12 protein-coding genes and 1 pseudogene are annotated in these 10,469 nt (G+C 58.0%); 7 read left to right on the top strand and 6 right to left on the bottom strand.

All coding sequences use genetic code 11. The features are described 5' to 3' along the window. The 3 genes and pseudogenes from HX846_RS16690 to HX846_RS16680 all read left to right on the top strand — a co-directional run. Nucleotides 1-283, top strand: a pseudogene (locus HX846_RS16690) ((4Fe-4S)-binding protein); the annotation flags it as partial. Between the two features lie 126 nt (nt 284-409). Next, on the top strand, nt 410-1,048 hold the full coding sequence (gene nth / locus HX846_RS16685) for an endonuclease III (RefSeq protein ID WP_178965740.1): 639 nt from the start codon (nt 410-412) through the stop codon (nt 1,046-1,048). 107 nt (nt 1,049-1,155) lie between these two features. Next, on the top strand, nt 1,156-1,341 hold the full coding sequence (locus HX846_RS16680; RefSeq protein WP_003208696.1) for a PA3496 family putative envelope integrity protein: 186 nt from the start codon (nt 1,156-1,158) through the stop codon (nt 1,339-1,341). Nucleotides 1,342-1,412: 71 nt separating this feature from the next. On the opposite strand, the gene HX846_RS16675 is transcribed toward HX846_RS16680, so the two are convergent. From HX846_RS16675 to HX846_RS16665, 3 genes are all read right to left on the bottom strand, one after another. Beyond that, nucleotides 1,413-2,045 (bottom strand): response regulator transcription factor, encoded by a 633-nt coding sequence (locus HX846_RS16675; protein WP_003208698.1) that lies wholly within the window; start codon nt 2,043-2,045, stop codon nt 1,413-1,415. Nucleotides 2,046-2,702: 657 nt separating this feature from the next. Then, the gene (locus tag HX846_RS16670) at nt 2,703-3,920 is read right to left on the bottom strand and encodes an argininosuccinate synthase (protein ID WP_003208700.1); all 1,218 of its coding nucleotides are present in this window, start codon (nt 3,918-3,920) and stop codon (nt 2,703-2,705) included. Nucleotides 3,921-4,049: 129 nt separating this feature from the next. After that, nucleotides 4,050-4,958: an OmpA family protein gene (locus HX846_RS16665; RefSeq protein WP_087695280.1), complete on the bottom strand. Its 909-nt coding sequence runs from the start codon at nt 4,956-4,958 to the stop codon at nt 4,050-4,052. 156 nt (nt 4,959-5,114) lie between these two features. Between HX846_RS16665 and pyrC the strand changes: the two genes are divergently transcribed. Together pyrC and rnt are read left to right on the top strand one after the other, a co-directional pair. Then, on the top strand, nt 5,115-6,161 hold the full coding sequence (gene pyrC, locus HX846_RS16660; protein ID WP_003208703.1) for a dihydroorotase: 1,047 nt from the start codon (nt 5,115-5,117) through the stop codon (nt 6,159-6,161). Next, nucleotides 6,158-6,835 carry a ribonuclease T gene (gene rnt / locus HX846_RS16655; RefSeq protein WP_003208704.1) on the top strand — a complete coding sequence of 226 codons (678 nt, stop codon included), beginning with the start codon at nt 6,158-6,160 and terminating at the stop codon, nt 6,833-6,835. Before pyrC ends, rnt begins: the two co-directional genes overlap by 4 nt. Nucleotides 6,836-6,899: 64 nt before the next feature. On the opposite strand, the gene HX846_RS16650 is transcribed toward rnt, so the two are convergent. Continuing rightward, nucleotides 6,900-7,502, bottom strand: coding sequence for a peroxiredoxin (locus HX846_RS16650; protein WP_034096135.1), 603 nt, complete (start codon nt 7,500-7,502; stop codon nt 6,900-6,902). A 237-nt stretch (nt 7,503-7,739) separates the two neighbouring features. Here HX846_RS16650 and HX846_RS16645 point away from each other — a divergent pair, with 237 nt between their 5' ends. Together HX846_RS16645 and bfr are read left to right on the top strand one after the other, a co-directional pair. Continuing rightward, nucleotides 7,740-7,958 (top strand): bacterioferritin-associated ferredoxin, encoded by a 219-nt coding sequence (locus HX846_RS16645; protein ID WP_003208706.1) that lies wholly within the window; start codon nt 7,740-7,742, stop codon nt 7,956-7,958. Between the two features lie 200 nt (nt 7,959-8,158). Continuing rightward, nucleotides 8,159-8,629, top strand: a complete 471-nt coding sequence (bfr, locus tag HX846_RS16640; protein WP_178965739.1) for a bacterioferritin — start codon at nt 8,159-8,161, stop codon at nt 8,627-8,629. 56 nt (nt 8,630-8,685) lie between these two features. Here the strand turns inward: bfr and grxD are convergent, their stop codons facing one another. Both grxD and HX846_RS16630 read right to left on the bottom strand, forming a co-directional pair. Further along, a complete protein-coding gene (grxD, locus tag HX846_RS16635; protein WP_003208710.1) occupies nt 8,686-9,024 on the bottom strand; it encodes a Grx4 family monothiol glutaredoxin in 339 nt (112 codons plus the stop codon). 99 nt (nt 9,025-9,123) lie between these two features. Continuing rightward, the coding region (locus HX846_RS16630) for a molybdopterin oxidoreductase family protein (RefSeq protein WP_178965738.1) at nt 9,124-10,469 on the bottom strand (1,346 nt) is incomplete at its 5' end.

Genomic DNA, 10,469 nt, shown 5'->3' with positions numbered 1-10,469 from the left:
GGCACGCTCCAAGCGCGCCGCCCCGGTAGCTGCGGCCACGGTCAACCCGGTCCAGGCGGCCATTGAGCGGGTTCGTGCACAAAAAGCCGCGGCCATGGACGCCGCCTTGAAGAAGGCCAAGATCAACCTGGCCATGAGCCGCGCCCAATTGCACAAATCCCTGAAAGCTTTCGGCCACCCGCCGACCTTTGAACAGCAGTCGCAGTTGATCATTCTGCAACAGCACTTCGAAACGGCAGAGCAGGCGCTTGCGGCACTGGTGGTAGCTGATGCCCGCACCTGACCCCCTTGAGCACCGGCCCCACGTGATGAAGCGTGTACTGCCGGTGCACGCCGCGTTTATCCTGCTTGGGTTATTGGGCCCGTTTTTCGTAACCACACTGACTGTCCGCAAGGAACCGCTCGCCCCATGAACGCCGCAAAACGCCTGGAAATTTTCCGCCGGCTTCACGAAGACAACCCGGAACCGAAAACCGAACTGGCCTACTCCTCGCCGTTCGAGTTGCTGATCGCCGTGATTCTCTCGGCCCAGTCCACAGACGTCGGCGTCAACAAGGCCACCGCCAAGTTGTATCCGGTGGCGAACACCCCGGAGGCGATCTACGCGCTGGGGGTTGAGGGCTTGTCCGAATACATCAAGACCATCGGCCTGTACAACAGCAAGGCGAAGAATGTCATCGAGACATGCCGGCTGCTGGTGGAACTGCACGGCAGCGAAGTACCGCAAACGCGCGAAACCCTGGAAGCCCTTCCGGGTGTTGGCCGAAAAACCGCCAATGTGGTGCTCAATACGGCATTTCGCCAATTGACCATGGCGGTGGACACGCACATCTTTCGGGTCAGCAACCGAACCGGTATTGCCCGCGGAAAAAATGTGGTGGAGGTGGAAAAACAGCTGATGAAGTTCGTGCCCAAGCCGTATCTGCTGGACTCGCATCACTGGTTGATCCTTCACGGACGCTATGTCTGCCAGGCCCGCAAGCCGCGCTGTGGCAGCTGCCGCATCGAAGACCTGTGCGAATACAAGGAAAAGACTTCCGACGATTGAGCCATCATTGCTTTTATCGATGGGTCGATTGAAAAAATCTTTTTTACCAGGCCCGAGATTATCGTTATAAGGAGCGCCAACGGCAGTCTTAGCCTGGAGTTAACCTTATGAGCACTGGCAAAGAACAACTGGATGTAGAAGACGACGTTGTTGGCGCTGAATCCGACGATGATGCAGCAGAAGCACCGGTAGAGGTGGCCAAGACCAATTTGAGCAAACGCCGCACCATCGACAACCTTCTGGAAGAGCGGCGCTTGCAAAAACAGTTGGCCGATTACGACTTCGATCTCTAATCGATCCAACGATAAACAGAAGCCTCCCTTGCGGAGGCTTTTTTCTGACTGGATGTAAATGTGAGGCCGGCCTACACCAGGCCGTTTCGCTGGGCCAGCTCGATCAAGTCCACCAGCGAGCGGGCGTTGAGCTTGAGCAGCAAGCGGGTCTTGTAGGTGCTCACAGTCTTGTTGCTCAGGAACATGCCATCGGCGATCTCCTTGTTGGTCTTGCCGCGGGCCAACTGCTGCAACACCATCATCTCCCGGCCGGACAGGCGCTCGACCATGTCCGCTTCGCTGGCGTTACCCATTGTGGAGCGCACCGAGTTCAACGCCTGGTTGGGGAAGTAGCTGTACCCGCACAGCACCGCCTTGACCGCGCTCAACAGCTCGGTGAGATCCTGTTGCTTGCACACGTAGCCGGCAGCACCCGCCTGCATGCACCGCATCGAGAAATGCCCGGGCGCCTGGGACGTCAGCACCAGCACCTTGAAGGGATGTGCCTGTTTGGTTGATGACAGCCGGCATATAACTTCCAGGCCATCGAGTTTGGGAATTCCAATGTCCAGTATGACAATGTCCGGCATATGCTCGCGCGCAAGTTGCAAGGCATCGACACCGTTATCGGTCTCGGCAACGACCTCATAACTATGACGTTCCATTAGCATACGTACAGCAAGACGAATGACGGGATGATCATCCACGATCAGCACTTTATTCATGGGCAAGTCCAATTTCGCTGTTCGAATTATTAAGAGTAAGCACAATAGCCTAGTCGTTTCTCGCTTGGCATAGCGCTCCCCCCCAAGCAACAGCAAGCAGAGACCTAACCCACAAAGACATAGGATTTAACCTACAAAAAAACGCCAGATCGGAGCTATCCAGTTTTGTTGGGGCTTTCAGAACTTTCCGAGCACAAACATATTTTGAGTGAAAATTCCCAGGATTACGCGGGCCCGGGTAAACGCGCCGTACACAAGTTTCAGGAAATGCCCCTTGTGCGCTGTCAGAAGACCTGTGAACCCGGAGGGAAACCGGGTTTTTAAAAGTTCCATTCGACATAACTACTAACGCTCCATAAATCCTACAGGCATGTCAGCATCTGACATATTCGCGGTACATTTCTGAGTGAATTTTCTGTAGTACATAGTTCCTGCCTACAAGAAAAAATCTCACTTTCAACAATGCATCACTTATCGAGCGAAATTAATAAACATTGCCCCCGTAAAAATATAAACACTCCAGATCATCTCCTGGAGTACCTGAACTTTTTCGAAGCGAACAATAAACACAGGCGCGCGCCCGATGATTCCGGATGTATTTTCAACCAAAAAAAAATGGCCCCTTGAGGGGCCATTTTTCATTGCAACTTACAACACTCAGAACAACTTGCGACCTTTGTTGGCCGCAATGCGCATGCGCAACGCGTTCAGCTTGATGAAGCCTGCCGCGTCTGCCTGGTTGTAGGCGCCGCCATCTTCTTCAAAAGTGGCGATGTTGGCGTCGAACAACGACTCATCGGACTTGCGACCGGTCACGATCACATTGCCCTTGTACAGCTTCAGGCGCACAACGCCGTTCACGTGGACCTGGGAAGCGTCGATCATCTGTTGCAGCATCAGACGCTCAGGGCTCCACCAGTAGCCGGTGTAGATCAGGCTGGCGTACTTGGGCATCAACTCGTCTTTGAGGTGAGCCACTTCACGGTCCAGGGTGATGGACTCAATGGCGCGGTGAGCGCGCAGCATGATGGTGCCGCCCGGGGTTTCGTAGCAACCACGGGACTTCATGCCCACGTAACGGTTCTCGACGATGTCGAGGCGGCCGATACCGTGTTCGCCACCGATACGGTTCAGGGTCGCCAGTACGGTGGCCGGGGTCATTTCGACGCCGTCCAGCGCGACGATGTCGCCGTTGCGGTAGGTCAGTTCCAGGTACTGGGCCTTGTCAGGAGCGTTCTCCGGGGAGACGGTCCATTTCCACATGTCTTCTTCGTGCTCGGTCCAGGTGTCTTCCAGCACGCCGCCTTCATAGGAGATGTGCAGCAAGTTGGCGTCCATCGAGTACGGGGACTTCTTCTTGCCGTGACGCTCGATCGGGATCGCGTGCTTTTCAGCGTAGTCCATCAGCTTTTCACGGGACAACAGGTCCCATTCACGCCACGGAGCAATCACTTTTACGCCTGGCTTCAAGGCGTAGGCGCCCAGTTCGAAACGCACCTGGTCGTTGCCCTTGCCGGTGGCGCCATGGGAAATGGCGTCGGCGCCGGTTTCGTTGGCGATTTCGATCAGGCGCTTGGCGATCAGCGGACGTGCGATGGAAGTACCCAGCAGGTACTCGCCTTCGTAGACAGTGTTGGCGCGAAACATCGGGAAAACGAAATCGCGGACGAACTCTTCGCGCAGGTCGTCAATGTAGATCTCTTTCACGCCCATGGCTTGCGCCTTGGCACGTGCAGGTTCGACCTCTTCGCCCTGACCCAGGTCAGCGGTGAAGGTCACCACTTCACAGTTATAAGTATCCTGCAGCCACTTGAGGATCACCGAAGTGTCCAGGCCGCCGGAATACGCGAGAACGACCTTGTTTACGTCGGCCATGCCATCACTCCACGGGGTTGTACGGAAAGGCGTCGATTCTACCGACCAAAACCGTGAAATTACAGAGGCGCGACAGCAAATGAAGATAAAGCGACAGATTATGTCGAGCGGGCGACGAAACGCCGCACCTTATGAGGTGGCGGCAGCGTTGCCTGGCGCCTTGGCCTGGGGCGCCGGTTTCTCGGGGGCTGCCACCCGTTCGAGCTGAATATTCACCCGGCGGTTTTTCGCCCGGTTGGCCGCGTTGGTGTTCGGCGCCAGCGGATAGCTTTCGCCATGAAAGCGCAGGGTAATCTGCGATTCCTGGATGCCATTGGCCTTGAAGTAGTCCATTACCGCCAATGCACGACGCCGCGAAACGTCGCGATTGGTCAGGCGATTGCCGCTGTTGTCGGAGTGGCCATTCAACTCGACGTGGTTAACCGTCGGGTCGGCTTTCATAAATTCGAGAATCACCGAGAGCTTTTTCCTGGCCGCCGCGTCCAGTTCGATGCCGCCACCCGGGAAGCCCACCTCGGTCTGTTTGACCTGCTCGAAATTCATCGGCAGCAGCTTGGTGGTGCAGAGTTGATAGTCGTTGTAGGCCTTGCTGAATTTCGCCGGCAGCAGGCGGATCTCGGAGTAACCGCCGTCGCGGCTATAGTGGCGCACCGTCGGGCTGCGCCCTTCGAGCAGGCCGGTAAACAAACGCCCGGCCTGGGCCTGGGAGCTGTTGAACAGCACATCGCCACTGCCGACACGCACCGCCCCCAGGTTGATATCGCCACGCCCTGGCTGCCACGGCGCAGCCGCCGCCAACAGGGTTGCGGAACCGGCACCCAACGAGCCGTTAAAGGCTTTCAGGCGAAACGTCGCCTGCTCGCCGGCCCGGCGCACGAACTCGCCCGAGCCGAAATCGGTGATCGGCTGGGTCAAGCGGCACTCGAATTTATCGCCCTCCACTTTCCACTCAATATTCTCCAGACGAGTCTGGAACGTGAGGGCCATCGCGGGCAGGCTGGCGAACACACTGAGCAGGGCTAAATAATGCTGGCGCACGGGAGGCTCCACTGGTTTCTACAACACATCAAGGCGTCATACATCGTTAAGGCATACCCAGGGATATCGGTCGCATCCTGCAAAACTTGATAGCGAGTGCCTGCAAGAGTCTTTTCCGGTAGCATTCCCACCAGATTGACCCGCCTGGAATCCCCAATGTCCGACCGCCTGACCCTGCTGCGTCCCGACGACTGGCATATTCATCTTCGCGATGGTGCTGCGTTGCCCCAAACCGTGGCCGATGTAGCGCGCACGTTTGGCCGCGCCATCATCATGCCTAACCTGGTACCTCCGGTGCGTAACGCCGCGGAAGCCGACGCCTATCGCCAGCGCATTCTCGCTGCACGACCGGCCGGCAGCCGCTTCGAACCGTTGATGGTGCTGTACCTGACCGACCGCACCCAGCCCGAAGAAATCCGCCAGGCCAAGGCCAGTGGTTTCGTGCACGCCGCCAAGCTGTACCCGGCCGGCGCGACCACCAACTCCGATTCCGGCGTCACCAGTATCGACAAGATCCTGCCGGCCATCGAAGCCATGGCCGAAGTGGGCATGCCGTTGCTGATCCACGGTGAAGTCACCCGTGGCGATGTCGATGTGTTCGATCGTGAAAAGATCTTCATCGACGAGCACATGCGCCGAGTTGTCGAGCTGTTCCCGACCCTCAAGGTGGTGTTCGAGCACATCACCACCGCCGATGCCGTGCAGTTCGTCACCGAGGCTTCGGCCAACGTCGGCGCGACCATCACCGCGCATCACCTGCTGTACAACCGCAACCACATGCTGGTGGGCGGGATTCGGCCGCACTTCTATTGCCTGCCGATTCTCAAGCGCAACACGCACCAGGTAGCGCTGCTCGATGCCGCCACCAGTGGCAGCGAGAAATTTTTCCTCGGTACCGACTCTGCACCTCACGCCCAACACGCCAAGGAAGCCGCGTGTGGTTGTGCCGGGTGTTACACCGCCTATGCGGCGATCGAGTTGTATGCCGAAGCGTTCGAACAACGCAACGCCCTGGACAAGCTTGAAGGGTTCGCCAGCCTCAACGGCCCGCGTTTCTATGGCCTGCCGGCGAATACCGACCGCATTACCCTGGTCCGTGAAGACTGGACCGCCCCCACCAGCCTGCCGTTTGGCGAGCTGACCGTTATCCCGCTGCGCGCCGGTGAAACACTGCGCTGGCGCCTGCTGGAGGAACACCCGTGAGTGAAGACCATTACGACGACGACCAGGAACACGGCGGCGGTGGTGGCGGTTCCCGTCACCCGATGGCCGAGCGTTTCCGTGGCTACCTGCCGGTTGTCATCGACGTAGAAACCGGCGGCTTCAATTGCGCCACTGACGCGCTGCTGGAAATCGCCGCCACGACCATCGGCATGGATGAACAGGGTTTCGTGTTCCCGGAACACACCCACTTCTTCCGCGTCGAGCCGTTCGAAGGCGCCAACATCGAAGCGGCGGCCCTGGAATTCACCGGGATCAAGCTTGATCACCCACTGCGCATGGCCGTCAGTGAAGAAGCGGCGCTGACCGACATCTTCCGTGGCGTACGCAAGGCCCTGAAGGCCAATGGCTGCAAACGCGCGATCCTGGTGGGCCACAACAGCAGCTTCGACCTGGGCTTCCTCAATGCCGCCGTGGCGCGCCTGGACATGAAGCGCAACCCGTTTCACCCGTTCTCCAGCTTCGACACTGCGACCCTGGCCGGTTTGGCCTATGGCCAGACCGTGCTGGCGAAGGCCTGCCAGGCTGCCGGTATCGACTTCGACGGTCGTGAGGCCCACTCGGCCCGCTACGACACCGAGAAGACCGCCGAGCTGTTCTGCGGCATCGTCAACCGTTGGAAACAGATGGGCGGCTGGGAAGACTTCGGCGACTGAAGCCAAATCCCGCACATAAAAAAACCGGCCTTCTCAGGCCGGTTTTTTTTGCTTCGAACGTGGCTTACAGCTTGCCAGCGTTCTCGGTCAGGTAAGCCGCAACGCCTTCTGGCGAAGCGTTCATGCCCTTGTCGCCTTTTTTCCAGTTGGCAGGGCAAACTTCGCCGTGCTCTTCGTGGAATTGCAGGGCGTCGACCAGACGGATCAGCTCTTCCATGTTACGGCCCAGCGGCAGGTCGTTGATGATCTGCGAGCGTACAACGCCCTTGTCGTCGATCAGGAACGCGCCACGGAATGCCACGCCGCCTTCGGACTCAACGTCGTAGGCCTTGGCGATTTCGTGCTTCATGTCGGCAGCCATGGTGTATTTGACTTTGCCGATGCCGCCATCATTGATGGCGGTGTTGCGCCAGGCGTTGTGGGTGAAATGGGAGTCGATGGAAACGGCAACCACTTCAACATTACGCGCCTTGAAATCGTCCATGCGGTGATCCAGGGCGATCAGCTCCGATGGGCAGACGAAGGTGAAGTCCAGCGGGTAGAAGAACACCAGGCCGTATTTGCCTTTGATGGCTTCAGACAGTTTGAAGCTGTCTACGATTTCGCCATTGCCGAGGACGGCGGGTACGTCGAAATCCGGGGCTTGTTTGCCGACGAGTACGCTCATTGGGTATCTCCTGATGGTAGTGACTGAAGTAAAAGGATCCGTCCCAGTGTGCCGCAGCTAAACGACAGGCCTGTGACGTGATCACGCTTCGTGAAGACCGACCATCATACCGGAAAAAAGCCGTTCGTCAGTGAAGCCGCGTGCAAACACCAAGGCTTGAGAAACTACTTTGACAATCATTCTCGTTAACATTAAGATCCGTCGCACTTAAGCCTTAAACCGCGATGGTTCTCCCTTATGTATGTCTGCCTTTGCACTGGCGTCACCGACGGACAAATCCGCGAAGCAATCTACGAAGGTTGCTGCAGCTACAAGGAAGTACGTGAAACCACCGGCGTTGCCAGCCAATGCGGCAAATGCGCCTGCCTCGCCAAGCAAGTGGTACGGGAAACCCTGACGCAGCTGCAAACTGCCCAGGCTGCGATCCCCTACTCAGCAGAATTTACACACGCTTAATCAGCGTGTTTTAAAGAACCGGACTTAGTGTCCGGTTTTTTTATGCCCGAAATTCAAACAGTTAGCGCCAAGACGCGGAACACAAACATTCTTATTCCGATTAATTTTCATTTATTATTCAATAACTTAGGTTTGACAGTAGTAAATGCGCAGCTCAAACTCCGCCTTATATACAGCTAATACAGGGCAGGACCCCAATCATGAAAGGCGACATCACAGTCATCCAGCAACTCAACAAAATCCTTGCCAATGAACTGGTCGCGATCAATCAGTACTTCCTGCATGCGCGCATGTATGACGATTGGGGCCTGGAAAAGCTGGGCAAGCGTGAATACAAAGAATCCATCAAGGCCATGAAGGACGCTGACGCGCTGATCAAACGCATCCTGTTCCTGGAAGGCCTGCCTAACGTGCAGGACCTGGGCAAGCTGAACATCGGCGAGCACACCCAGGAAATGATCAACTGCGACCTGAACTTCGAGCGCAAGAGCCACACCGACCTGAAGGCCGCCATTGCCCATTGCGAATCCAAGGGCGACTTCGGCAGCCGTGAACTGCTGGAAGATATCCTTGAAGACCAGGAAGAACACATCGACTGGCTGGAAACCCAAATCGGCCTGATCGACAAAGTGACTATCGAGAATTACCTGCAATCGCAGNNCGGCCACTAAAAAGCCCCGCTCTCTTTCGAGAAGCGGGGCTTTTTATTGCCGCGGCCTAAAACAAATCAGGCTTCGGTCTTCGCAGCTGCTTTGGCCGCTGCGTCTTTGATCAGTGCCTGCAACGAACCATCAGCCGCCATTTCGGTGATGATGTCGCTACCGCCGACCAGCTCACCGGCAACCCACAGCTGCGGGAAGGTTGGCCAGTTGGCGTACTTCGGCAGGTTGGCGCGGATTTCCGGGTTCTGCAGGATATCCACGTAGGCGAACTTCTCGCCACATTGCATGATTGCCTGGGAAGCCTTTGCGGAGAAGCCACACTGGGGAGCGTTAGGGGCGCCCTTCATGTAAAGCAGAATAGTGTTGTTGGCAATCTGCTCTTTGATCGTTTCGATGATATCCATGGAACACCTCGGCTGGAACTTTCCGACTCATGGGTCGGCACGGTGGCGCATTGTAACGCAAACCCCAGCGTGACGCTCGGACTCCCCGACAGACAATCCTTACGCCGCCGCCACCTGCACCGGCACGCCGTTCAACGCTGCGTTGCCCGACAGCTCATCCAGTTGCCGCTCATCCGTCAGGTCATTCGCGCTCGCCCCCGGCTGCCCGCTGGCGATGGTCATCTGCACGCCAGGGCGGCCGTGGCCCCAACCGTGAGGCAGGCTGACCACACCGGGCATCATGTCGAGACTGGCCAACACTTCCACCTCGATCATGCCGATCCGCGAGCTGACCCGTACACGCTGCCCGTCAGTCAACTGGCGATGGGCAAGGTCATCCGGGTGCATCAGCAGTTGATGGCGAGGCTTGCCCTTCACCAGCCGGTGGTAGTTATGCATCCAGGAGTTGTTGCTGCGCACATGCCGGCGGCCGATCAGCAGCAACTCATTCACCTCGGGCACCGGCTGCGCGGCAAAGCGCGCCAGGTCGGCAAGGATTACCGATGGTGCGGCCTGCAGATGGCCATTGGCGGTTTTCAGGCGGCCTGCGAGGTTGGGTTTCAGCGGCCCGAGGTCCAGGCCATGAGGGTGATCGGCCAGAGCGGCAATGGACAACCTGTCACCATAAGGCCCGGCCCGCAGCCCGAAGTCGATCATCTGCGCAGGCGGCATCGTCGGTTTGAGTGTATTACCCGTCTTCTCGGCAAACGCCCGGGCCAGGCCGACGAAGATTTCCCAATCATGCAACGCACCCTCGGGCTTCGGCAGGATGGCGCGATTGAAACGGGTGACGTTGCGCACCGCGAACATATTGAAGGTGGTGTCGTAGTGATCGTTTTCCAGGGCCGAGGTGGACGGCAGGATCAGGTCGGCATAACGCGTGGTCTCGTTGATATACAGGTCGATGCTGACCATGAACTCCAGGCCATCAAGCGCCTGCTCCAGTTGCCGGCCGTTGGGCGTGGACAACACCGGATTGCCCGCCACCGTCACCAGGGCGCGGATTTGCCCTTCACCCTCAGTGAGCATTTCTTCAGCCAGTGCCGATACCGGCAGCTCGCCCCCGTACTCCGGTCGCCCGGAAACCCGGCTTTGCCAGCGATTGAAATGCCCGCCGGAGGTGGAAGCTACCAGGTCGACTGCCGGCGTGGTGCACAAGGCCCCGCCGACTCGATCCAGATTACCGGTCACCAGGTTGATCAACTGCACCAGCCAATGGCACAGCGTGCCGAACGCCTGGGTCGATACGCCCATGCGGCCATAGCACACCGCCGCATCGGCCGCGGCGAAGTCCCGGGCCAACTGGCGGATCTGCTCGGCGGGTACCGCACATTGACGGCTCATGGCCTCGGCGGTGAATCCGGCCACGGCGTGGCGCACGTCATCCAGGCCGTCCACCGGCAGGT

Source organism: Pseudomonas sp. K5002 (assembly GCF_013386655.1).
GTDB lineage: Bacteria > Pseudomonadota > Gammaproteobacteria > Pseudomonadales > Pseudomonadaceae > Aquipseudomonas.
The sequence above is the reverse complement of the archived record's forward strand: the minus strand, read 5'-3'. Positions and strand labels throughout refer to the sequence as shown.